The organism is Streptomyces sp. NPDC048560, assembly GCF_040650955.1.
Taxonomy (GTDB): Bacteria; Actinomycetota; Actinomycetes; order Streptomycetales; family Streptomycetaceae; genus Streptomyces.
Map to the genome: position 1 here is coordinate 478,791 of NZ_JBEZIJ010000004.1, position 23,377 is coordinate 502,167.

The following is a 23,377-nucleotide window of genomic DNA, read 5'->3' on the forward strand; positions in this document are numbered from 1 at the left end:
AACGCCCCTCTGTCAAGGGTGCACGGAGAACAAGCCGCACATTTCGCGAGGGCACGAAACGGGTAAAGGGTTACGTTCGAGGCGAGTTGATCGGACCCCGCGCCGGGCCCCGACATGCCTCCGGCCGGACCTTGCTCGGCAAGGTCCGGCCGGACGCGTGAGGTTGACGGAAGTGTTGACCCGTCAGCCGAGAAGCGAGCTCAGCTCGACGTGGTCGAGGCCGTGCGCCTCGGCCACCTCGCGGTAAACGACCTGCCCATCATGGGTGTTGAGGCCCTTGGCGAGTGCGACGTCGCGGCGCAGGGCCTCGGCCCAGCCGCGGTTCGCCAGCTCCACGATGTACGGGAGCGTGGCGTTGGTGAGCGCGTACGTGGAGGTGTTCGGCACCGCACCCGGCATGTTGGCGACGCAGTAGAAGACCGAGTTGTGGACCGTGAACGTCGGCTCGGCGTGCGTCGTCGGGTGCGAGTCCTCGAAGCAACCACCCTGATCGATTGCAATGTCGACAAGTACACTTCCGGGCTTCATCTTGGCGACGAGCTCGTTGGTGACCAGCTTCGGGGCCTTCGCTCCGGGGATCAGAACGGCGCCGATGACGAGGTCGGCCTCGACGACCGCCTTCTCCAGTTCGAAGGCGTTGGAGACGACCGTCTGCACCTTGGTGCCGAAGATCTTGTCGGCCTCGCGGAGCTTGTTGATGTCGCGGTCGAGCAGCGTGACGTGGAAGCCGAGACCGACGGCGATCTGGGTGGCGTTCCAGCCGGAGACGCCGCCGCCGATGACGACGGCCTTGCCCGCGGCGGTGCCCGGGACGCCGCCCGGCAGCACACCACGGCCGCCCACGGAGCGCATCAGGTGGTAGGCGCCGACCTGCGGGGCCAGCCGGCCCGCGACCTCGGACATCGGGGCGAGCAGCGGGAGCGCGCGGTTGGCGGTCTCCACCGTCTCGTACGCGATGGCCGTGGCGCCCGACTCGAGCAGCGCGTCGGTGCACTCGCGGGAGGCGGCGAGGTGCAGGTAGGTGAAGAGCGTCTGGCCCTTGCGGAGGCGGTGGTACTCCTCGGCGACCGGCTCCTTGACCTTGAGCAGCAGGTCGGCGGCGGCCCAGACCTCGTCGGCCGTGGCCAGGATCTGCGCTCCGGCGGCGACGTACTCCTCGTCCGTGATGGACGAACCGGCGCCGGCGTTCCGCTCGATCAGGACCTGGTGGCCATGGCGGGCGAGCTCATGCACTCCGGCGGGGGTGATCGCCACCCGGAACTCGTTGTTCTTGACTTCGCGGGGGATGCCGACCTTCACGTCGATCACGGTCCTTGGCTCGGAGGGGGTTCGGGCATAGCGGTGGATACCCGGATACACCCAGCATAAATGGAGACACCGCAGTGACACGCGGCGGGAGCCAGTCTAATGAAGGACTTCGCGCTGTCTAGCCTTACAAAGCATTAACTTTCAGCCGAAGCGCTACGGATTTCGTAGGCTGAACCTTTCTCGCCGAGCAATCTCTCGGCTGCGCCCCTGTGCAGCCCCGCCGCCGCGGGGTCCCCCAGCCGGTCCAGCGTGTCGGCCAGCCGGAGCTGGAGCGCCGCCTGGAGCCGCACGTCCTGTGCCTGCCGCGCCAGCTCCACCGCTTCCCGGCAGGTGTGCAGCGACTCCTGCGGGCGGCCCGCGTACTCCTGCACCCGCGCGGCCTCGCTGAGCGCCCGCGCCTGGGCCGGCAGGTCCCCGAGCCTGCGGTGCCCGGCCGCGGCGGCTCGCCAGTTCCGCAGGGCCTCGCCGTAGCGCCCGGCGTAGGTGTGAACGGCGCCGAGGCGCCCGTACAGCCGTGCCTCGTCGGCCCGCTCCCCCTGGGTGAGCCGCTGCGCGAGCGCCCGGCCGTACCAGTCCGACGCCCGGTGGAAGTCCCCGAGCTCGGCGTACGCCCCGCCTACGGATTCCATCGCGCGGCCGGTCGCGTAGAGGTCCTTCGCCTCGCGTCCGGCGTCCAGTGCGGCCCGGTAGCGGGTCAGCGCGTCCTGCGTACGGCCGGTCCTGGCGTCCAGATCGGCGAGGTTCAGCAGGGCGGCGGCCTTCTCACGGGGCAGATCGCGGCGCTCGGCCACATCGAGGACCAGCTGATGCAGCCCGTACAGCTCAGGGGCCGCCTGCTCGGTTCCCCGGTGCACGGCGAGCGCCCGTACGAGTGCGGCCACCAGCCTCCTCGCCAGGGTGTCCAGCTCACCGTCCTCGACCGCGATCCTGGCGGAGGCCAGCAGGGCGGGCTGGCGCATCCGCAGCCAGGCGGCGGCCGACTCGGCGTGGGAGAACCGCAGGGACCTGGGCAGTCCGGCCAGCTTCCGCTGGGACGGGGAGTCCTCCGGGTCGGTGACGGCCCGGCAGGACTGGAGCTGGCGCACGGTCCGCTCCAGCATCCGCGCCCTGGCCAGCTGGATCTCGGCCGGCCTGTCCCGGTCCTCCAGGAGTGCGCGCAGCATCGGTGCGAGGCAGCCGGGCACCTCGTACTGCGGCAGAGCCGCGCCGTTCGTCCGCAGGAGGCCGAGGCCGACGAAGTCGTCCAGCGTCGACTGGGCCGCCGAGACCGAACAGCCGGCCAGCGCGGAGGCGGTGTGGGCGTCGGCCAGGCCGGCGGGCGCGAGGGCGAGCAGGCGCAGTATCCGGGCGGCGGCCGGCGGAAGGGACTCGTAGACCAGGCGGAACGCGCGGGCCAGCGGCCGGGCACCGGTCGGCTGTTCGACGTCGTCCGGCAGTTCGTGCACCTGCTTGGTGACATCGGCCACGGACGCGTGGGGACGGGCGGCGAGCCAGCCGCCCACCAGGACCAGTGCGGCGGGCTGCCCGCCGCACTCCTCGGCGAGCGTCTCGGCGGTACGCGGGTCGACGGTGATACGCACCTGGCCGATAAGCCGGCCGAGCAGCTGTACGGCGGAACGGGCGTCCAGGCCGCCGATGGTGCAGGGGCGGACGCCGGGGATGCCGGTGAGCGGGCCCGTCGAAGTGGCGACGACCAGGCAGTCCGGACTGTCGGGCAGGAGCGGGTCGACCTGTTCGGCGTCCACGGCGTCGTCGAGCAGGAGCAGGACCCGGCGTACGGCGAGGGCCTCGCGGACCATCTCGGAGAGCTCGTCCTCGTCGGCGCCGGCCGGGCCGGTCACACCGAGCAGGTCCAGGATGTCGCGGGCGGTACGTTCGGTGGGGACCCGGTGGCCGTCCGGATCGGTGAGCCCTACCCTCAGGACCCCGTCGGGATAGTCACCCGAAAGGGCGGGACCGGACCCCGTGGCGGAACCGGAAGCGGAAGCGGAACCGACGAGTCGTCGGGCGAGTTCGGCGGCCAGTGCGCTACGCCCCGAACCGGGCCGGCCTGCGATCAGCAGCACCCTGGCACGGGCGCTCCCGCGCCCCGCGAGCGTATCCAGTCCCGCCCGCTCGATATCGGCCCGGAGTTCCTTCAACTCGCGTTCCCGCCCGAAGAATTGGGGTGGGACGGCACCGGACGGCTCCTCGGTCCCCGCTACTCCCGCCGGGCCGCTGGTGTCCACCGCCTGATCGGTCACGAGCCACGCTCCACTTCGCTGCACGCGGTGCCCGCCGGAACTCCGGTCGGGGCTTACCGAGCGTAGTTCAGGCATGTGGACGATCACGGTGGAGCGTGGCGGACAAGTCCCCCGATCGGATCAGCCTTTTTACGACTGTCCGACCGGGGGCGGGTCACGGTACGCGGTGACGGACGGACCGTCAGGCCTCGAACGGCCGGGCAGGCCAGGGGGCTTCGGCCGGGCGCAGCGAGTCCACGCCCTCTCCGCCGAGAACGGCGGTGAGCGAGAGGACACCCACGACCAGGCAGTTGTTGTGCAGGTCCCCGGCGAGCACTCCGCGTACGAGGTCCTGGAGCGGCACCCGCGCGAGCTCCATGTCCGCCTCCTCCTCGGCGACCTCGAAGCGTTCGCCCACGACCTCGGAGAGGTCCCGGGCCAGGAAGATGCGCACGGCCTCGTCGCAGCCGCCCGGGGTGGTGTAGACGTCGGTCAGCACCCGCCAGTCCTCGGCCTTGACGTGCGCCTCCTCGTACAGCTCGCGCTGCGCGGCGTGCAAGGGGTTCTCACCGGGGACGTCGAGCAGCCCGGCCGGGATCTCCCAGAGCTTGTGGCGCACGGGGTGCCGGTACTGCTTCAGGACGAGGACCCTGCCGTCCTCGTCGAGCGCGAGGACGGCGACGGAGCCGGGGTGCACCTGGTAGTCGCGCCGGGCGACGCCGCCGTCGGGCATGACGACGTCGTCGGTCCGGATGCTGGTCTTCGCGCCGGTGAAGGGCGTCTCGGTCGCGGTGACCTGCCACTCCTCGGGCGTGTCCTGGAAACCCATGTACGTCCTCCCACGAACAAACAGAAACCGGGGTACGTGTCCCTGCGGACGCGTACCCCGGCCAACCGTATCGTCTGTCGGCTACTTGGCCGTCTTGCGCTCCACGGCCGCCTTCACCAGGCCCGCGAAGAGCGGGTGCGGGCGGGTCGGGCGGGACGTGAGCTCGGGGTGCGCCTGGGTTGCCACCAGGTAGGGGTGGACCTCGCGCGGGTACTCGACGAACTCGACGAGCTTGTTGTCCGGGGAGGTGCCGGAGAAGACCAGTCCGGCCTTCTTCTCCAGCTCGGCGCGGTAGGAGTTGTTGACCTCGTAGCGGTGGCGGTGACGCTCCTCCACGTACGGCTGGTCGGCGTACGTCTCACGGACGACCGAACCCTCGGCGAGCTTCGCCGGGTACAGGCCGAGGCGCATGGTGCCGCCCAGGTCGCCCGCGCCCTCGACGTAGGCGAGCTGCTCCTCCATCGTCGAGATGACGGGGTGGGAGGTGGCGGCGTCGAACTCGGTGGAGTTGGCGTCGGGGATCTCGGCGAGGTTGCGCGCCGCCTCGATCACGATGCACTGGAGGCCGAGGCAGAGGCCCAGCAGCGGCACCTTGTTCTCGCGGGCGTACTGGATGGCGCCGATCTTGCCGTTGACACCGCGGTCGCCGAAGCCTCCGGGGACACAGATCGCGTCGACGTCGGCGAGCTGCTTCGCGGCACCGGCCGGGGTCTTGCAGTCGTCGGACGCGACCCACTTGACCTGGACACGGGCCCTGTTCGCGAAACCGCCGGCGCGGATGGCCTCGGTGACGGAGAGGTACGCGTCGGGCAGGTCGATGTACTTGCCGACGAGCGCGACCTTGATCTCGTGGTCCGGGTTGTGGACGCGGTCCAGCAGGTCGTCCCACGTGGTCCAGTCGACATCACGGAACGGCAGGTCGAGCTTGCGCACGACGTAGGCGTCCAGGCCCTCGGTGTGGAGCACCTTGGGGATGTCGTAGATCGAGCGGGCGTCGGGGCAGGCCACGACGGCGGTCTCGTCGACGTCGCACATCAGCGAGATCTTGCGCTTGATGGCGGTCGGGACCTCGCGGTCGGCGCGCAGCACGATGGCGTCCGGCTGGATACCGATGTTGCGCAGGGCGGCGACCGAGTGCTGGGTGGGCTTGGTCTTCAGCTCGCCGGAGGGCCCGATGTAGGGCAGCAGGGAGATGTGGACCACGAAGACGTTGTCCCGGCCGACCTCGTGGCGGACCTGGCGGACGGTCTCCAGGAACGGCAGCGACTCGATGTCGCCGACCGTGCCGCCGACCTCGGTGATGACGACGTCGACGTCGTCGGTCGCCATGCGGCGGATGCGGTGCTTGATCTCGTTGGTGATGTGCGGGATGACCTGGACGGTGTCGCCGAGGTACTCACCCCGCCGCTCCTTGGCGATGACCTGCGAGTAGACCTGGCCGGTCGTGACGTTGGCCGAGCCGTCGAGGTCGACGTCGAGGAAGCGCTCGTAGTGGCCGATGTCCAGGTCGGTCTCGGCGCCGTCGTTGGTGACGAACACCTCTCCGTGCTGGAACGGGTTCATCGTGCCGGGGTCGACGTTGAGGTACGGGTCGAGCTTCTGCATCGTGACCCGCAGACCCCGCGCCTTGAGCAGGGCACCCAGGCTGGAGGCAGTCAGACCCTTGCCGAGGGAGGAGGCGACACCCCCGGTGACGAAGATGTGCTTGGTCGTCGTGGATGTGGGCTGCATAGCCAAAGGGGGCTCCCGTGGTCGCGATCGTGAGGTGCGTACCGGCTGCCGTACCGGGGATTCCGGAGGTGCCGTCGCTGCGGTTCGGGGGCCTCGTCCACTGTCGGGAACGACCACCGGTCCACGGGCTACCAGGGTAACAGCGACAGCGAGAGGCTGCTTCCGGCCACACTCCCTCACATGGGCACCACAGGATGCCCGCACTCGTTTCACGTCCCACCCGTTCAGCGCAGCAGCGTTGTCAAGACCGTCGCGCGGATCATCCTTTTGCGTCGTATCCTGCTCGGACACTGGCTGCCGAGTTGACCGGCCAGCGGCACCACCCCGCCCGCTCAGCCGGTGCGAAGATCTCATCGGTTCTTCTACAAGACCCTTGACCCGCAGTAAGCGCCCCTCGGGGCGACATGGCCGTTCGACTGGAGACGCACGTGGCCGGGCGCATCGAGGATTACGCACTCATCGGAGACATGCAGACCGCTGCCCTGGTCTGCCGGGACGGAACAGCCGACTGGCTGTGCCTTCCCCGCTTCGATTCACACGCCGTCTTCGCAGGACTGCTGGGCACCGAGGAGCACGGCTTCTGGCGTCTGGCTCCGACGACCGGCGCGGACACGCCACCGCCCTTCGCGGACCGGCGCCGCTACCGAGGGGACTCCCTCATCCTGGAATCGGAGTGGGACACGCCGCGCGGCACGGTCCGCGTGACCGATTTCATGCCACCCCGTGAGGGTGCGCCCCAGCTGATCCGCATCGTGGAGGGCGTGAGCGGCCGGGTGCCGATGCGCTCGGAACTGCGTATGCGGTTCAGCTACGGGCGCGTCACGCCCTGGGTGCACAAGGTCGACGGCCGTACGGTCGCCGTCGCCGGCCCGGACTCGGTGTGGCTGGACACCCCCGCCGAGACCTACGGCAAGAACCTGACGACGTACTCCGACTTCACCGTGGGCCCGGGCGACCGGGTGGCTCTCACGATCAGCTGGCAGCCCTCGCACCACGAGCCCCCCGCCCTTCCCGACCCGGAGGGGTCGCTGGAGGCGACGGAGCAGTTCTGGCGCGAGTGGGTCGACCAGTGCACGTACCACGGGCCCTACCGCGAGGCCGTGGTCCGTTCACTGATCACCCTCAAGGCCCTCACGTACGCGCCCACCGGCGGCATCGTGGCGGCCCCGACGACCTCGCTGCCCGAGGAGATCGGGGGCGTGCGGAACTGGGACTACCGCTACACCTGGCTGCGCGACGCGGCGATCACCCTGTCGTCGCTGCTGCGCACCGGCTACCGCGAGGAGGCCCGGGCCTGGCGCGAATGGCTGCTGCGCGCCGTCGCGGGCGACCCGGAGAACCTGCAGATCATGTACGGGATCGCGGGCGAACGGGAGCTGGGCGAGGCCGAGCTCGACTGGCTGCCCGGTTACGAGAACTCAGGACCGGTCCGCGTCGGGAACGGCGCGGCGGGCCAGCTCCAGCTCGATGTCTACGGCGAGGTCACCGAGGCGCTCCACCTGGCGCACATGACCGGCCTGACCCGCAACGACTACGCGGTGGGGCTCCAGCTCAAGCTGATCGAGTATCTGGAGAAGCACTGGGACGAGCCCGACGAGGGCATCTGGGAGGTGCGAGGCCCGCGCCGCCACTTCGTGCACTCCAAGGTGATGGCCTGGGTCGCGGTCGACCGCACCATCAAGCTGATCGAGTCCGGGGACACGGACGGCCCTCTGGAGCGCTGGCGGGACCTGCGCGACGAGATCCACCGTGATGTCTGCGAGCGGGGCTACGACCCCGAGCGCAACACCTTCACGCAGTCGTACGGCTCCAAGGAGCTGGACGCCTCCCTGCTGCTCATCCCGCAGATGGGCTTCCTGCCGCCGGACGACAAGCGGGTCATCGGCACGATCGAGGCGATCCAGCGCGAGCTGTCCACGGAGGACGGATTCGTCCTGCGCTATCCGACGGCGGGCGAGAACGCGGGCGTGGACGGCCTGGAAGGTGACGAGGGCGCCTTCCTGGCGTGTTCGTTCTGGCTGGCAGACGACCTGGCCATGATCGGCCGTGTCGACGAGGCACGCCGGCTCTTCGAGAAGCTGCTCGCGCTCCGCAACGACCTCGGGCTGCTGGCCGAGGAGTGGGACTCGCGGCTCCAGCGCCAGGTGGGCAACTTCCCGCAGGCGTTCAGTCACGTGCCGCTGATCGACACGGCGCTGCGGCTGACGGCGAGCGGGGCGTACGTGGGCTGAGTGCGCTGCCCTGTCACCGTGCGGTGACAGGGCATCCGCACGCCTGCCCGCCGGCGGGCAGGACAGGCACCGGACAGCGGGCGCGAGCACGCGGTAATACGCTTGGACTGTCCTGTCACGCCTCCGGAAGGGGGCCCTTGATGGCGCCCCGCAACACAGCCGAAGCCGACCTCACCGGCCTTCGTGGGGATCTCGCGGGAGACGCGCTCGCACCCGCCGACGCGGGCTACGACGAAGCGCGCAAGGTCTTCAACGGCATGATCGACCGGCATCCCGCTGTCATCGCCCAGTGCGAGTCCTCCACCGATGTGGCGCACGCCGTGCGGTTCGCCCGTGCGCACAATCTGGAGATCGCCGTGCGGGGCGGCGGACACAGCGTGGCCGGTACGTCGCTGAGCGAGGGCGGCCTCGTGGTCGACCTGCGCCGCATGAACACGGTGACGGTCGACCCGGCCTCCCGGGCGGCACGGGTCGGCGGCGGCGCCACCATGAGCGACCTGGACCGGGCCACCCAGCCGTTCGCGCTGGCGACAACCGGCGGCCGGGTGTCCACCACCGGAGTCGGGGGTTTCACGCTCGGTGGCGGTTCGGGGTGGCTGGAGCGGAAGTTCGGCCTCGCGTGCGACAACCTGCTGGGCGCCGAACTGGTGACCGCCGACGGCGAGACGGTCCGCGCGAGCGTGGACGAGAACCCCGAACTGTTCTGGGCCCTGCACGGCGGCGGCGGCAACTTCGGCGTCGCCACCTCCCTCACCCTGGAACTGCACGAACTGCCCGCGATGAGCGTGGTCCTGCTGCTGCACCCCCTGGAGGACGGCCGTCGCGTGGTGGAGACGTTCCGCGACGTGATGGACTCGGCGCCGGACGAGACGGGCGGCGGCTGCCTCTACCTCACCGCTCCGCCGGAGGACTTCGTACCGGAGCACCTGGTCGGCTCGCTGGTCTGCGCGACGCTGATCACCTTCGCGGGACCCGAGGACCGGGCCCGCGCCATGGCGGCCCCGCTGCTCGCGCTCCGGCACGAGGCGGAAGTGATCGCCGAGCTGCCGTACGCCGATCTCCAGTGCATGCTGGACGACCCGCCCGGGATGCGGAACTACTGGTCCGCCGAGTATCTCGACAGCTTCCCCGACGAGGCCGTGGACGCGTTCTGCGCCCGGGCATCGGACATCCCGATGCCCTCGGCGACCCAGCACGTCCTGTTCCCGATGGGCGGCGCGGTGGCCCGCGACACCAACGGCTACCCGCTGCCGTGGCGCTCCGCCCCCTGGGCGGTCCACCCCTTCGGCGTCTGGGAGAGCCCGTCGGACGACGCACGCGCCACGCAGTGGGTACGGGACGTGCGCGCCGACATGCGTCCCTGGTCGGGCGGCACCGTGTACCTCAACTTCATCGGCAACGAGGGGTCGGACCGGGTCGTCGAGGGCGTCGGCGCCGAGAACTACGCGCGGCTGGCCGCGGTCAAGACCCAGTACGACCCCGCCAACGTCTTCCATCTGAACCACAACATCCAGCCGGCCGCACAGGTGTGACACACGCCACGCCGACAGAACGGCGGGCCAACCGCCCGTGCACACGACGAGTTGTCGAGCCGGCGCGCGTCGTACCTGCGGGCCGGCCCGCCCCGTCGATGTTCACGGCCCGCTCCGCCCGGTAACTTCCTGATCAGGACGACAGTCCGTCGGACCGAGTGGAAGCGTGAGGCCGCAGTCAGTGGAGACCCAAGGCGGAATAACCGTCCAGCGCGCGCTGGAGCTCCCCGGGCTGCGCGGCGGGCTCCCGGAGGTCATGGCCGGCGCGGACCGGCTGAACCGGACGGTGCGCTGGGTGCACGCCGGTGAGGTGCCGAACATCGCCTCGCTCCTCAAGGGCGGCGAGCTGCTTCTCACCACCGGCCTCGGGCTCGGTACGCGGCCCGCCGAGCAGCGGGCCTTCGTCCGCCGGCTCGCCGACCGCGGTATAGCCGCGCTCGTCGTGGAACTCGGGCCGCGCTTCAGCCGGCTGCCCGCCTCCATCGTGGACGCCGCGCGGGCGGCCGGGCTGCCACTCGTGCAGCTGCACCGCGAGGTGCCGTTCGTGGCGGTGACCGAGGAGGTCCACACCGAGATCGTCAACGGGCACTACGCACTGCTCCAGCAGGCCGAGGAGGTCCACCGCCGCTGCACCCACTCGCTGCTGGGCGGCGGCGGTGTCCCGCAGGTGCTCGGCATCCTGGCGGACTTCACCGCCAACCCGGTCTTCCTGGAGACCGCCGACGGCCAGCTGCTGTACGCGGCCGGCACCGCGACCCGCCCGGGCAGCGCGGACCCGCTCCAGGTCTGGGACGGGATGCGCGGCGGGCGCGCGGCCCGCGAGACCCCGCCCACGGGCGCACTGCTGGTCGACGTGCCCGGTGGCGGCTCGGGGGCCGGATCGGTACGGGCCAGGCTGGTGCTGCTGGCCGTGGACGGGCCGCTGGTGCCGGTGCACCGGATGGCGGCCGAGCGGGCCGCGGGCCTCATCGCCGTCGTCCTGATGCAGGCGCGCCAGGAGGAGGAGCTGGCGGCACGAGGCCGCGGGGACTTCCTCACGGACCTCGCCGAGGGCCGGATCACCGCCGAGGACGCGCCCGCCCAGGCACGGGTCCTCGGCTTCAAGCCCGGCGATGTCCCGCTGCTCCCCGTGGTGATGCGGCTGGCACCCGAACTCTCGCCCTCGGGCAACTGGGCGCTGCTCGCCCGCGCCGTCCTTGAGGAACTGTCGTCGGTGGGTGTGCCCGTCCTGCTCGGCGTCCGGCCGGTCGAGGGCAGGGTTCCGCTGCTGCTGGGACTGCGCTCGGAGAGCGAAAGGACCGCGGTGGCCGACCGGGTCGCGGCGGCCCTGCGGGCCGGTGTGGCACGCGCCGGCCTGGAGCGCGCGGGATCGCACCCGCCGGTCGTGGTGGTGGGTGTGGCGGGTGGCTGGGCGGCGGCCGGGGCGGGGCTGCGGCACGCGGCGGAGACGGCGGCCGCGGCGCAGGGGCTCAGCGACCGCCCGTGGTACGACGCCCGGCGGCTGGACATCGATCTGCTGCTGTGGCGGCTGCGGGACCATCCGGATCTGGCGGCATTCGTGGACCGGGCGATCGGCCCGCTGCGGGACCACGACCGCACCTCGCGGCCCGCCCTGCTGCCGACCCTTGAGGCGTATCTCGCCCATGCGGGCCGCAAGGCGGAGACGGCGCGCGAACTGCACCTGAACCGGCAGACGCTCTACAACAGGCTCGCCCGCATCGGGGAGTTGCTCGGCACCGATCTGGACGACCCGCAGACGGTGCTGGCCCTCAGCCTGGCCCTGCGCGCCCGCCGCCACGCCTCGTGACCCCACCACGCCGGACTCCGGCGGGCGGGGTTCAGTGCTGGCGGACCAGCTGGGGCTGAGCCAACTCGTCGTACACGGAGAGCACTTGCGCGATCGTGTCGTCCTCGGTCGGCCAGCCTGCCGCCTGTACGGGCCCCGCGGCCGCGAGCCGCTCCCGCCGCTCCGGGTCACCGAGCAGCCGGCTCACGACCCGGGCGAGCGCTTCGGCGTTCCCGTACGGCACGAGTTCGGCGGCGTCCCCCACGAGTTCGGCCACCCCGCCGACCTCGGTGGCGACCAGCGGAACGCCGAGCCGCAACGCCTCCTGGGCCAGGAGCGAGCGGGCCTCCCAGCGGCTGGACAGGATCGCCAGATCGGCCGCGGCGAGGAGTTCACCGATGTCCTCCCGGCAGCCGACGAGGCTGACAGGCAGCTGTTCGTCCCTGATCCGGCGCTGAAGCGCGGCCCTGCCCGGCCCCTCCCCCGCGATGACCAGCAGGGGTACGGGGTCGAGTTCCCGCCACATGCGTGCGGCGTCCAGCAGCGTGTCGTACCCGTGGGCCGGCACGAGGCTGCCCACGGACATGAGCAACGGCCGCTCCACCGCGCCGAGTTCCGCCCTGGCCTTGCCGTCGTGCACGCCTGCCGGGAACCGGGGTTGCGGCATCGCGACCGGCGCGAGCCTGGCGTCGCGTGCGCCGCGCCTTCGGGCACGGTCGACGAGGTCCGATGACGGGCCGAGGACAACGGCCGCCGTACGGGCGGCCCTTCGCTCCATCATGCGCAGCACTCTGCGCCGGGCACCCTCGGCATGGGACCGGGTGTGCCAGGTCAGGACCAGCGGGGTGCGCCGCCCGCTGAGTGCCAGCCCGGCCCGTACCGCCGCGTGCAGCCCGTGCGCGTGTACGACGTCGGCGTCGGCGCAGGCGGCGCGCAGCGCGGCCACGGCCGAGGGGTCACTGCGCCGGGGCACCGGGGCGAAACGGGCTCCGGTGGCGGGGAAGTCGTAGGTGCGGTCCAGCTCTGCCGGTGCGCAGACCGTGACCCGCACGCCCCTGGACACGAGCCCGGCGGACAGCGAGCTGACGTGCGCACTGCTGCCCGCACTGCCCCCGCCGAGGACTTGGACCGTATGCAGCTGTGACACGTTGAATGGCTCCCGGGGCTCCCGAGTCGGCGGTACGTACAGCGCCAAGGATGCCAGTCCGTACGCACGTTCCGGGACCGCCGGGCCTCCGGCGCCGTGCGCCCGGTGACAACCGGGCGGCCCGCCCCACCCGAACGGGTGAGACGAAGGCGCGCGATTGCCACCCGGGCACCGGCGGCGGAAATCGGTGGAACAGCCGCCGGCCCCGTGCCGCCTACCTGTCCGCCCGTGCCGAGGCCAGCAGCTCCTCGGCGTGGGCGCGGGCGGTCTCGGAGTCCTCCTGGCCCGCGAGCATCCGCGAGAGCTCCCTGACCCGGTCCTCGCCCTCCAGGGCGATGACACCGCTCCTGGTCACGGACCCGTCGACCGTCTTCTCGACCAGCAGCTGCCGGTCCGCGAACGCGGCCACCTGGGGCAGATGGGTCACGACCACGACCTGCGCGGACCTGGCGAGCTTCGCCAGGCGCCTGCCTACCTCGACGGCGGCCTTGCCGCCGACACCCGCGTCGACCTCGTCGAACAGGTACGTGGGTACGGGGGCGGACCCCGCGAACACCACCTCGACGGCCAGCATCACGCGCGACAGCTCACCGCCCGACGCGCCCTTGGCGATCGGCCGGGGCTGGGCACCGGGGTGCGGCGCCAGCAGCAGCTCGACCTCGTCGGCCCCGGAGGGACCGTAGAGGACGCTCCGTCCGCCGATGTCGATGCCGGAGGCCTCGTCCGGCGCCTCCGTCTGCTTGATCGCGAAGGACACCCTGGCGTGCGGCATCGCGAGCGATGCCAGCTCCTCGGTCACGGCCCCGGCGAAACGCTCCGCCGCCTCCGTACGCGCGTCGGTCAGCGCCTGCCCGAGTCCGGAGAGTTCGCCCCGCAGCGCGTCGCGCTCCGCCGTGAGCTCGCCGATCCGGTCGTCGTCGCCCTCCAGCTCGGTGAGCCGGGCGGCGCCGTCCTCGGCCCAGGCCAGCACCGCGGCGACGTCCTCGCCGTACTTGCGGGTGAGCATGGTGAGCGCCGCGCGCCGCTCCTCGACCGCGGCGAGCCGCAGCGGATCGGATTCCAGCTGGTCGGCGTACCCGGCCAGCTCACCGGCCACATCGGCCAGCAGGATGGAGATCTCCCCGATCCGGTCCGCGAGCCCGGCCAGCGCCGGATCGTGGGCCCGTACGGCCTCCAGGGACCGGCCCGCCGCCGCGACTACGGTCGTGGCGTCGACACCTTCCGGGTCCTCCGGATTGCCCGCGAGGGCTCCGTGCGCGAGGGCGGCGGCGGAGGCGAGCGCGTCGGCGTGACCGAGCCGTTGCGCCTCGGCGGCCAGCTCGGCGTCCTCGCCGGGCAGTGGTTCGACCGCGGCGACCTCGTTGAGGCCGAAGCGCAGCAGATCCGCCTCCTGGGCCCGTTCCCGGGCACGCGTGGTCAGCTCGTCGAGCTCCGTGGCGACCGTGCGCAGCCGCCGGTAGGCGGCCGCGTACTTGGCGTGGGGCCCGTCGACGTTGTCGCCCGCGTACCGGTCGAGGGCCTGACGCTGGCGGGCCGGCTTCAGGAGCCCCTGCTGATCGGTCTGGCCGTGCACGGCGACGAGTTCGTCGGCGAGCTCGGCCAGCACCCCGACGGGCACCGATCTCCCGCCGAGATGGGCACGGGAGCGCCCCTCGGCCGAGACGGTCCGGCTGATGAGCAGCACTCCGTCGTCGAGCTCGGCCCCGGCCTCCTCAGCGCGCAGGGCGGCCGCGTCGCCCGGAGCGACGGTGATCCGCCCTTCGACGACAGCGGCCTTGGCACCGATCCGCACGAGGGCGGGGTCGGCCCGCCCGCCGAGCAGCAGCCCCAGGCTGGTGACGACCATGGTCTTGCCCGCGCCGGTCTCACCCGTCACCGCGGTGAAACCGGGTGACAGCTCCACCACCGCGTCGTCGATGACTCCGAGCGACCGTATCCGCATCTCCTCCAACACGGACACGACCTTACGAGGTCCGGACCCCGGTGTGCGACGGGGCCCGGTCCCCGGTTCACTCTCCGGTGCTCGGGACGGTGACGATGCGGGGCATCCGGGCGATCAGTGAGGCGCTCCGCGCCACCCCGAGACGGGCAGCGCGAACTTGGCGACGAGCCGGTCGGTGAACGACGCCTGGTGCAGTCTGGCCAGCCGTACGGGCACCGCGCCGCGCCGGACCTCGACCCGCGCGCCCGCGGGCAGCTCCACGGTCCTGCGCCCGTCGCACCACAGCACGCCGTGCGGGGTGTGCGGCTGGACCTCGACGGCGAGCACCGAGGTCGGGGACGTCACGAGGGGCTTGGCGAACAGCGCGTGGGCGCTGATCGGCACCATCAGCAGGGCCTCGACCTCGGGCCACACCACGGGTCCGCCCGCCGAGAACGCGTACGCGGTCGAACCGGTCGGGGTCGCGCAGACGATCCCGTCGCAGCCGAACCCGGTGACGGGCCGGCCGTCGATCTCCAGGACGACCTCCAGCATCCGGTCCGGCGACACCTTCTGCACCGCGGCCTCGTTGAGCGCCCAGTCGGTGTACACGATGTCACCGTTGCTGTGCACGACGACGTCGAGCGTCATCCGCTCCTCGACCTGGTAGGCGCGGGTGACGACCCGTTCCACCACCTGGTCCAGGTCGTCCCGCTCGGCCTCGGCGAGGAAGCCGACGCGTCCGAGGTTGACGCCGAGCATCGGCACCCCGGAGGCCCGGGAGATCTCGGCGCCGCGCAGGAGTGTGCCGTCGCCGCCCAGGACGACGAGCAGCTCACAGCCGTCGACCGCCGCGGGCCCTGTCTCGTCGACGATGTCGACGGCGGACGGCAGCGGCAGATCGGCCGCCTCGTCGGCAAGCACCCGCACGCCGAGGCCGTTGCGCAGCAGCCCCTGCACGACGAGTTCGGCGCTGCGGATCGCAGCCGGCCTCCCGGTGTGCGCGAGAAGAAATACTGTTCGTGCCGTATTCGTCGTCAACGAGGCCCCTCCGCCACTGCACGGTCCACATCCGCGGGATCCAGCTCAGGTGCTCCGGCCCGCAGCCACAGAAAGTATTCGACGTTCCCCGAGGGTCCGGGCAACGGACTCGCCGTCACCCCGCGCACCCCCAGGCCCAGCAGAGCCGCCCGCCGCGCCACCTCCCGTACCGCCTCGGCCCGCAGCTCGGGGCTGCGGACCACGCCGCCGCTGCCGAGCCGTTCCTTACCCACCTCGAACTGCGGCTTGACCATCAGGACAAGGTCCGCGTCGGGAGCCGCGCAGCGCGCGAGAGCGGGCAGCACCAGCCCCAGCGGGATGAAGGACAGGTCGCCGACCACCAGGTCGACGGGCTTCCCGTCGATCTGTTCCAACGTCAGTTCGCGCACGTTGGTACGGTCCTTGACGATGACGCGTTCATCGGACTGCAAGGACCAGGCGAGCTGTCCGTAGCCGACGTCGACGGCGACGACATGGTCGGCCCCGGCCCGCAGCAGTACGTCGGTGAAGCCACCGGTCGATGCCCCGGCGTCCAGCGCCCGCCGCCCCTCCACGGCCAGCCCGAGGGGGACGAAGGCCGCGAGGGCGCCGGCCAGTTTGTGCCCGCCGCGCGAGACGTACTCCGGATCGCTGTCGTCCTTCGTGACGACGACCGCGGCGCTGGTCTCGACCTGCGTGGCGGGTTTGGTCGCGGTGCTGCCGCCGACGGTCACCCGCCCCGCCGCGATCAGCTGGCTCGCGTGCTCGCGAGAGCGGGCGAGTTTACGGCGTACCAGCTCGGCGTCGAGGCGGCGACGTGCCACTCCTGCCACGTTCGGTTCAGCTCCTGTTGTCGTACGGGGCCATCGGCGCGGGTGCGGGCCGGGCGTCCAGTGCGGTCAGCGCGTCGCGCAGCCCACGGTGTACATCCTCGTACACCTGGGTGTGCCCGTCCGCCGCGAGGTGGTCCGCATCGGCCAGACGCGCCAGCCGGGCGTCCACCTCGGCGTTTCCCGTGGGGGTGCGCACGACACCCAGGGGCGTCGGCGCCGCGGGCTCGAAGGAGGGCGGGTCAGCCGGTTCCGGCTCCCCGGGCGTGCCCCCGGGCGCCGTTCCCGGCCCCGGCATCCAGTCGTCGCTCATGCCGAAACGCTACCCCGAAGGGCTGAGGTAGCGTCGACGGCGATATGGCGACCATGGCGGAGTGCCGCAGCGCACTCGACAGACTTTCCGACAACCTCACCGGGGCCGAGGGGGACGTGCGCGACGCCGCCGGCCTCGACAGGTCACTGAGCTGTCACATCAAGGATCTTGATGTGACCTTCACCGGACGACTGCGGGACGGCCGGATCGTGGTGCACGACACGGTCGAGGGGCCACCCCGGGAGAAGGCCCAGATCCGCCTGGCGATGACCGGCGACGATCTGGTGGCCATGGTGGACGGCGAGCTGAACTTCGCGAAGGCGTGGGGTTCGGGCCGGGTCCGCCTGGAGGCCGGCTTCCGGGACCTCCTGAAGCTCAGATCACTGCTCTAGAGGGCTGTCCCGTCTCTCCTGGTGGATCAGCGCGCGGCGTCGGATGCGGTGCATCGCAAGGCGGAGGGACGTCCGCATACTGGATGTATCCGGGCGTTCCGACGACGTGGCGAGGTGCCGTAGCTGTGGTCGTGCGCCCGCCAGGGGTTACGGGACAGCCCTCAAGGACGCCCGCTCAGGCCTTGAGCCCTGCTCGCGCCTTCCGCGCGGCCGGAACCACCAAGGGGGTGCCCGTCTCGGGGTCGTCGATGACCTGGCAGCGCATCCCGAAGACCTCCTCGACGAGTTCCGCCGTGACGATCTCGGCGGGCGGCCCTTCGGCGACGACCCTGCCCTCGCGCATCGCGATGAGGTGAGTGGCGTACCGCGCGGCGTGGTTCAGGTCGTGCAGGACGGCGACGAGCGTGCGCCCCCGGGACTCGTGCAGTTCCGCACAGAGGTCGAGCACGTCGATCTGGTGCTGGATGTCGAGATAGGTCGTCGGCTCGTCCAGCAGCAGCAGCGGCGTCTGCTGGGCGAGCGCCATCGCGATCCAGACACGCTGACGCTGCCCGCCGGACAGTTCGTCGACATAGCGACCGGCCAGCTCGCCGACGCCCGTGGACTCCATGGACTCCACGACGACGCGCTCGTCCTCGGGCGACCACTGCCGCAGCAAGCCCTGGTGGGGATAGCGACCGCGCCCGACGAGGTCGGAGACGGTGATGCCGTCCGGCGCAATCGACGTCTGGGGCAGCAGCCCGAGCAGCTTCGCGACCTTCTTGGCGGGCATGGCGTGAATCGACTGCCCGTCCAGGAGCACCTGTCCCCGGCTCGGCTTCAGCATCCGGGACAGCGCACGCAGCAGGGTCGACTTCCCGCAGGCGTTGGGACCGACGATCACCGTGAAGGAGTTGTCCGGTATCTCGACCGAGAGGTCCTCGGCGATGACGCGCTGGTCGTAGCCGAGGGTCACCGAGTCTGCGGTGAGGCGCTGCATGGTCGTACTCCCGGAGTCGGTGGGGCGCGTCTGGTGCGGGGCGACCGGCCCCGTGGCCGGTGGGGAGCCATGTCAGCCAACAAAAAGTTAGGTTAGCCTACCCTGTTGCCCCTGAGGGTTCCCCCGGTCACGGGCCCCCGGCCGGGCTCCCCGGGCCCTACAGCCCCAGCATCGCGAGCACCTTCCCCGCGTCCAGGCCGCACGAACCCTGACCAGCGTGCGTCCAGGCCGCCCCGCAGAGCGCCCGGAGCCCGTCGATCTCGTCGCCCTCGCCGTCCAGCACCAGCTCGTCCTCCCGCACGGAGGCACTCCAGCCACCGCAGCGCACCGCGTCGCCGTCCGCCGTCACCTCGGGCTGCCCGGTGAGCATCCCCCGCAGGTCCCGGTCCACGTACGTGGGCCGGTGGCGCGGTTCGGCGGCCAGGAGCTGGGCGGCGTCCGTCACCCCGGTGAGCACGAGCAGCGAGTCGACGCCCCCGTTGAACGCCCCCTCGATGTCCGTGTCGAGCCGGTCCCCGACGACGAGCGGCCGCTCGGCCCCGGTCCGCAGCACGGTCTCCCGGTGCATGGGCGGCAACGGCTTCCCGGCGACCTGCGGCTCGGCACCCGTGGCGATCCGCACGACCTCCACGGCCGCGCCGTTGCCGGGCGCGATGCCACGGGCGCTCGGAATCGTCAGGTCGGTGTTGGACGCGAACCACGGCAGTCCGCGCGCGACGGCGTAGCTCGCCTCCGCCAGACGGCCCCAGGGCATGTCAGGGCCGCCGTACCCCTGCGCAACCGCCACGGGCTCGTCGTCCGCCGACTCCACCGGCACCAGGCCACGTTCGCGCAGCGCGACCCGCAGCCCTTCCCCGCCGATCACCAGCACCCGCGCACCGGACGGCAGCTGATCCGCCATCAGCCGGGCCACCGCCTGCGCGGACGTGATCACATCGGCGGCCGCGGCGGGCACACCCAGTTCGGTCAGGTGCTCCGCCACCGCGTCCGGCGTCCGCAGCGCGTTGTTCGTCACATAGGCGAGATGCATCCCGCCGTCCCGCGCGGTGCGCAGGGAGTCGACGGCGTGGACGATGGCGTGGCCGCCGGCGTACACCACCCCGTCGAGATCGAGCAGGGCCGTGTCGTACGCCTCGTTCAGCGCCGCACTGCTTCCGAGCGGTCGCAACGTGTACTGCTGGCTCATATACCTACGCTCCTCATTCATGCCTATCCCCCGATCATCGCGCATGTGCGGAGCGCACATACGATGCAGAAATGAACACATCAGGTCCCGCCGAACAGGGGCTGCGTCTGATCCCGTTCCGTGGACTTCGTTACGTCCCCGAGCGGGTCGGCAGCCTTGCCGCGGTGACCTCACCGCCGTACGACGTCGTCGTCAGGCCCGACGGGCTCCACCACCTGGAGTCCGCGGACCCGTACAACATCGTGCGGCTGATCCTCCCGCAGGCCGACTCGGCCACGGCGCGCCACGAACAGGCCGCAGAGACGCTCGACGACTGGCTCGCGGAAGGCGTACTCGCGCCGGACCCGGCCCCCGCGCTGTACGTGTACGAGCAGCGCGACAGCGAGATCCTGCAGCGCGGCCTGATCGGCGCTCTGGCGCTCTCGCCCGCCGCCGACGGCATCGTCCTCCCGCACGAGGACGTCATGGCCCATGTCGTCGAGGACCGGGCCGACCTGATGCGCACCACGGCGGCCCATCTGGAGCCGCTGCTGCTCACCTACCGCAGCGACGGACGGCGCACCGGTGCGACGGCGGTGATCGAACGAGTGGTGGCCCGCCCGCCGCTCCTCGCCACGACGACCGAGGACGGATTCAGCCACCGCCTCTGGGCCGTCACCGATCCCGCGGAAAGGGACGAGATCGAGTCGGATCTCTCCCACCACCAGGCACTGATCGCCGACGGCCACCACCGGTGGGCGACGTACCTCAGGCTCCAGCAGGAGCAGACACGCCCCGGGCCCTGGGACTTCGGCCTTGTGCTCCTCGTGGACACGGCCCGCTATCCGCTCCGGGTACGCGCGATCCACCGCCTGTTGCACAGGCTCCCGGTCGCCGACGCGCTCGCCGCCCTGGACGGCCTCTTCCGCGTCCGGCACATCGACGGCCCGCTCCCCCACGCGCTGGACGTCCTCGCCGAGGCCAGGACCGCAGGCAACGCGTTCCTGCTCGCGGGCGACGGACGCTTCCACCTGGTCGACCACCCGGACGAGGCCCTGCTGGCCCGCACGGTGCCGGCGGACCGGCCGGAGGCCTGGCGGACGCTCGACGCGACGGTCCTGCACTCCACCCTGCTCGACCACGTCTGGGAGATCCCGGACGCCCCGGAACACATCGCGTACATCCACGACACCGCGGCCGCCGTCGAACAGGCCGAACGCAACGGCGCCACCGCCGTACTGCTCCATCCGGTACGGGAAGAGGTCGTCCGCGATCTGGCCAGGCAGGGCGTCACCATGCCTCGCAAGTCGACCTCGTTCGGCCCCAAGCCGGCCACCGGCATCGTGCTGCGCAGCCTCGGCCTGGACTGACCGCGCCACGGCAGACAGAAGAGGGCGGCACCCCTTCCGGGGTGCCGCCCTCCTCACTTCACCGATGCTTACGCCTTCGGGGCCTCGTCCGAGTCCTCGTCGTCGTCCTCGTCGTCCTCATCGAGGGCGTCGTGCTCGTCGTCCTCGGCCTCGGGCTCCTCGGCGTCCACGACCTCGACGGTCTCGTCATCGCCCTCACCGAGTGCGTCGACGAACTCGACACCGTCCAGCTCGGCCAGCCGGTCCGACGCGTCGGTCGAACCGTCCTTGTCGGCCTCCAGCGCCTTGCCGAACCACTCGCGCGCCTCGTCCTCGCGACCGGCCTCCAGCAGCGCGTCCGCGTACGCGTAACGCAGGCGCGGGGTCCAGGAGTGCACGGCGCTCGACGCCAGCTCGGGGCCCTGCAGCGTGACGATGGCGGCATCGATCTGCCCCATGTCCCTGCGGGCTCCGGCGGCCACGAGACGCATCTCGACCTGTCCGGCCTTGTCGAGCTTCTGCACCTCGGGCTCGCCTGCCATGTCCATCGCGCGCTCGGGCCTGCCGAGGCCACGCTCGCAGTCGGCCATGACGGGCCACAGCTCCACGGAACCGGTCATCCGACGGGACGCACGGAACTCGGCCAGCGCCTCGGCGTACCTCTGCGTGGCGTACGCGGCGAAACCGGCGGCCTCACGCACCGCGGCCACACGCGAGGCCAGCCGCAGCGCGATACGCGAGTACGCGTACGCCTGCTCGGGGTCCTCGTCGAGCAGGTTGGCCACCATGACGAGGTTGCGCGCGACGTCCTCGGCGAGCGTCTTCGGCAGGCTCAGCAGCTCCTGACGCACGTCCTTGTCGATCTCGTGGCCGGTGACGTCGTCGGGGATGGGAAGCCGCTTGATCGGCTCGCGATCCCGGTCGTCACGCCGCTCGTACCCACCGGAACGACCGCCGCGGTCGTCGCGCTGACCACCGCGGTATCCACCGCGGTCGTCATCACGACGCGGCCCACGGTCGCGGTCGCCACCACGGTTGTCGTCGCGACGGAAGCCACCGCCGGTGCTGCCGCCACCACGGCTGTCGTCGCGGCGGAAACCGCTGCTGGGGCGGTCGTCATCACGACGGGGGCCACGCGGCCGGTCATCACGACGCTCGAAGCCACCGCTCGGGCGGCCGCCACGGTCGTCTTCACGACGCGGAGCACGGTCATCACGACGCTCGAAGCCACCGCTCGGGCGGCCGCCACGGTCGTCATCACGACGCGGGGCGCGGTCGTCGCGGCGGAAACCACCACCGGTGCTGCCGCCACCACGGTTGTCATCGCGACGGAAGCCACCACCGGAGCTGCCACCGGTCGGCCGGCTGTCATCACGACGCGGGGCACGGTCATCACGACGGAAACCACCACCGGTGCTGCCGCCACCACGGCTGTCGTCGCGACGGAAACCGCTGCTGGGGCGGTCGTCATCGCGACGGGGGCCACGCGGCCGGTCATCGCGACGCTCGAAGCCACCGCTCGGGCGGCCGCCACGGTCGTCATCACGACGCGGGGCACGGTCATCACGACGGAAACCACCACCGGTGCCGCCGCCACCACGGCTGTCATCGCGACGGAAACCACCACCGGAGCTGCCACCGGTCGGCCGGCTGTCATCACGACGCGGGGCACGGTCATCACGACGGAAACCACCACCGGTGCCGCCGCCACCACGGCTGTCATCGCGACGGAAACCACCACCGGTGCTGCCACCGCCACGGCTGTCATCGCGACGGAAACCACCACCGGTGCTGCCACCGCCACGGCTGTCATCGCGACGGAAACCGCCACCGGTGCTGCCACCGCCACGGCTGTCGTCGCGACGGAAACCGCTGCTGGGGCGGTCGTCATCACGACGGGGGCCACGCGGCCGGTCATCACGACGCTCGAAGCCACCGCTCGGGCGGCCGCCACGGTCGTCTTCACGACGCGGGGCGCGGTCGTCGCGGCGGAAACCACCGCCGGTGCTGCCGCCACCACGGTTGTCATCGCGACGGAAGCCACCACCGGAACTGCCACCGGTCGGCCGGCTGTCTTCACGACGCGGGGCACGGTCATCGCGGCGGAAACCACCGCCGGAACTGCCACCGCCACGGTTGTCGTCGCGGCGGAAGCCACCGCCGGAGCTGCCACCGGTCGGCCGGCTGTCATCACGACGCGGGGCACGGTCATCGCGGCGGAAACCACCGCCGGAACTGCCACCTGTGGGCCGATTGTCGTCACGTCGGAACCCGCCACGGTCGTTGTCACGGCGGGGTGCGCTGGACCGGTCGTCACGACCACTACGGAAGCCGCCCTTGTCACCGCCGTCCCGGCGACGCGGCTCGCGCTCCGGACGATCGTCGGGAGAGTTGGTGGACATGGGTGTGACTCCTGTCATCGGGTACCACAGACATTCTCGCTCAGCCAGCCGGCCGACGCGCTTCGAGAAAACAAAAAAGGACCCTTGGTCCCAGCATGAACGCTGGGACCAAGGGTCCTTGAAAGATTGTTCGGCGGCGTCCTACTCTCCCACAGGGTCCCCCCTGCAGTACCATCGGCGCTGAAAGGCTTAGCTTCCGGGTTCGGAATGTAACCGGGCG

The 23,377-nt window shown here is 71.6% G+C and carries 18 protein-coding genes and 1 rRNA gene; 6 read left to right on the top strand and 13 right to left on the bottom strand.

The window, feature by feature from the left end; all coding sequences use genetic code 11:
- Window positions 1-183 precede the first annotated feature (183 nt).
- The 4 genes from ald to AB0C82_RS14960 all read right to left on the bottom strand — a co-directional run bounded on the left by ald (window position 184) and on the right by AB0C82_RS14960 (window position 6,090).
- Entirely contained in the window at window positions 184-1,299 is a 1,116-nt protein-coding gene (ald, locus tag AB0C82_RS14945; protein ID WP_362841027.1) for an alanine dehydrogenase, read from the bottom strand.
- 143 nt (window positions 1,300-1,442) lie between these two features.
- Window positions 1,443-3,551, bottom strand: a complete 2,109-nt coding sequence (locus AB0C82_RS14950) for a tetratricopeptide repeat protein (RefSeq protein WP_362840923.1) — start codon at window positions 3,549-3,551, stop codon at window positions 1,443-1,445.
- A gap of 181 nt (window positions 3,552-3,732) precedes the next feature.
- Window positions 3,733-4,359 carry an NUDIX hydrolase gene (locus AB0C82_RS14955; RefSeq protein WP_362840925.1) on the bottom strand — a complete coding sequence of 209 codons (627 nt, stop codon included), beginning with the start codon at window positions 4,357-4,359 and terminating at the stop codon, window positions 3,733-3,735.
- A gap of 81 nt (window positions 4,360-4,440) precedes the next feature.
- A complete protein-coding gene (locus AB0C82_RS14960) occupies window positions 4,441-6,090 on the bottom strand; it encodes a CTP synthase (protein WP_362840928.1) in 1,650 nt (549 codons plus the stop codon).
- 428 nt (window positions 6,091-6,518) lie between these two features.
- Between AB0C82_RS14960 and AB0C82_RS14965 the strand changes: the two genes are divergently transcribed.
- The 3 genes from AB0C82_RS14965 (at window position 6,519) to AB0C82_RS14975 (ending at window position 11,660) form a co-directional block, all read left to right on the top strand.
- Window positions 6,519-8,321, top strand: a complete 1,803-nt coding sequence (locus tag AB0C82_RS14965) for a glycoside hydrolase family 15 protein (RefSeq protein WP_362841029.1) — start codon at window positions 6,519-6,521, stop codon at window positions 8,319-8,321.
- Between the two features lie 140 nt (window positions 8,322-8,461).
- Window positions 8,462-9,853 carry an FAD-binding oxidoreductase gene (locus AB0C82_RS14970; RefSeq protein WP_362840930.1) on the top strand — a complete coding sequence of 464 codons (1,392 nt, stop codon included), beginning with the start codon at window positions 8,462-8,464 and terminating at the stop codon, window positions 9,851-9,853.
- 181 nt (window positions 9,854-10,034) lie between these two features.
- Window positions 10,035-11,660: a PucR family transcriptional regulator gene (locus AB0C82_RS14975; RefSeq protein ID WP_362840932.1), complete on the top strand. Its 1,626-nt coding sequence runs from the start codon at window positions 10,035-10,037 to the stop codon at window positions 11,658-11,660.
- Window positions 11,661-11,691: 31 nt separating this feature from the next.
- On the opposite strand, the gene AB0C82_RS14980 is transcribed toward AB0C82_RS14975, so the two are convergent.
- The 5 genes from AB0C82_RS14980 to AB0C82_RS15000 form a co-directional block, all read right to left on the bottom strand.
- Complete coding sequence (locus AB0C82_RS14980) at window positions 11,692-12,786, bottom strand: glycosyltransferase family 4 protein (protein ID WP_362840935.1); 1,095 nt, start codon at window positions 12,784-12,786, stop codon at window positions 11,692-11,694.
- 214 nt (window positions 12,787-13,000) lie between these two features.
- Window positions 13,001-14,746, bottom strand: a complete 1,746-nt coding sequence (gene recN, locus AB0C82_RS14985) for a DNA repair protein RecN (protein ID WP_362840938.1) — start codon at window positions 14,744-14,746, stop codon at window positions 13,001-13,003.
- 96 nt (window positions 14,747-14,842) lie between these two features.
- Window positions 14,843-15,748 (bottom strand): NAD kinase, encoded by a 906-nt coding sequence (locus AB0C82_RS14990; RefSeq protein ID WP_362840941.1) that lies wholly within the window; start codon window positions 15,746-15,748, stop codon window positions 14,843-14,845.
- A complete protein-coding gene (locus AB0C82_RS14995) occupies window positions 15,745-16,560 on the bottom strand; it encodes a TlyA family RNA methyltransferase (protein WP_362840943.1) in 816 nt (271 codons plus the stop codon). Before AB0C82_RS14995 ends, AB0C82_RS14990 begins: the two co-directional genes overlap by 4 nt.
- A 7-nt stretch (window positions 16,561-16,567) precedes the next feature.
- The gene (locus tag AB0C82_RS15000; protein WP_362841032.1) at window positions 16,568-16,855 is read right to left on the bottom strand and encodes a hypothetical protein; all 288 of its coding nucleotides are present in this window, start codon (window positions 16,853-16,855) and stop codon (window positions 16,568-16,570) included.
- Window positions 16,856-16,914: 59 nt separating this feature from the next.
- On the opposite strand from AB0C82_RS15000, the gene AB0C82_RS15005 reads away from it, so the two are divergent.
- Window positions 16,915-17,262 carry an SCP2 sterol-binding domain-containing protein gene (locus tag AB0C82_RS15005; RefSeq protein WP_362840946.1) on the top strand — a complete coding sequence of 116 codons (348 nt, stop codon included), beginning with the start codon at window positions 16,915-16,917 and terminating at the stop codon, window positions 17,260-17,262.
- Window positions 17,263-17,437: 175 nt separating this feature from the next.
- On the opposite strand, the gene AB0C82_RS15010 is transcribed toward AB0C82_RS15005, so the two are convergent.
- The gene (locus AB0C82_RS15010; protein ID WP_362840948.1) at window positions 17,438-18,241 is read right to left on the bottom strand and encodes an ABC transporter ATP-binding protein; all 804 of its coding nucleotides are present in this window, start codon (window positions 18,239-18,241) and stop codon (window positions 17,438-17,440) included.
- A gap of 157 nt (window positions 18,242-18,398) precedes the next feature.
- A complete protein-coding gene (locus tag AB0C82_RS15015) occupies window positions 18,399-19,427 on the bottom strand; it encodes an HAD hydrolase-like protein (RefSeq protein WP_362840949.1) in 1,029 nt (342 codons plus the stop codon).
- A gap of 71 nt (window positions 19,428-19,498) precedes the next feature.
- On the opposite strand from AB0C82_RS15015, the gene AB0C82_RS15020 reads away from it, so the two are divergent.
- Window positions 19,499-20,776 (top strand): DUF1015 domain-containing protein, encoded by a 1,278-nt coding sequence (locus tag AB0C82_RS15020; protein WP_362840951.1) that lies wholly within the window; start codon window positions 19,499-19,501, stop codon window positions 20,774-20,776.
- A gap of 68 nt (window positions 20,777-20,844) precedes the next feature.
- Here AB0C82_RS15020 and AB0C82_RS15025 read toward each other — a convergent pair whose 3' ends face one another.
- The gene (locus AB0C82_RS15025; protein ID WP_362841034.1) at window positions 20,845-21,591 is read right to left on the bottom strand and encodes a hypothetical protein; all 747 of its coding nucleotides are present in this window, start codon (window positions 21,589-21,591) and stop codon (window positions 20,845-20,847) included.
- 30 nt (window positions 21,592-21,621) lie between these two features.
- On the opposite strand from AB0C82_RS15025, the gene AB0C82_RS15030 reads away from it, so the two are divergent.
- Window positions 21,622-23,256, top strand: coding sequence for a hypothetical protein (locus AB0C82_RS15030; RefSeq protein WP_362840954.1), 1,635 nt, complete (start codon window positions 21,622-21,624; stop codon window positions 23,254-23,256).
- 29 nt (window positions 23,257-23,285) lie between these two features.
- Here the strand turns inward: AB0C82_RS15030 and rrf are convergent.
- Window positions 23,286-23,377: ribosomal RNA gene (gene rrf, locus AB0C82_RS15035) — 5S ribosomal RNA — on the bottom strand; the annotation flags it as partial.

Excerpts from the sequence above, each read along its gene's own strand:
- AB0C82_RS14955 (WP_362840925.1), bottom strand. The coding sequence starts at position 4,359 with ATGGGTTTCCAGGACACGCCCGAGGAGTGGCAGGTCACCGCGACCGAG.
- AB0C82_RS14960 (WP_362840928.1), bottom strand. The coding sequence starts at position 6,090 with ATGCAGCCCACATCCACGACGACCAAGCACATCTTCGTCACCGGGGGT.
- AB0C82_RS14970 (WP_362840930.1), top strand. The coding sequence starts at position 8,462 with ATGGCGCCCCGCAACACAGCCGAAGCCGACCTCACCGGCCTTCGTGGG.
- AB0C82_RS15000 (WP_362841032.1), bottom strand. The coding sequence starts at position 16,855 with ATGCCGGGGCCGGGAACGGCGCCCGGGGGCACGCCCGGGGAGCCGGAA.
- AB0C82_RS15005 (WP_362840946.1), top strand. The coding sequence starts at position 16,915 with ATGGCGACCATGGCGGAGTGCCGCAGCGCACTCGACAGACTTTCCGAC.
- AB0C82_RS15010 (WP_362840948.1), bottom strand. The coding sequence starts at position 18,241 with ATGCAGCGCCTCACCGCAGACTCGGTGACCCTCGGCTACGACCAGCGC.
- AB0C82_RS15015 (WP_362840949.1), bottom strand. The coding sequence starts at position 19,427 with ATGAGCCAGCAGTACACGTTGCGACCGCTCGGAAGCAGTGCGGCGCTG.
- AB0C82_RS15020 (WP_362840951.1), top strand. The coding sequence starts at position 19,499 with ATGAACACATCAGGTCCCGCCGAACAGGGGCTGCGTCTGATCCCGTTC.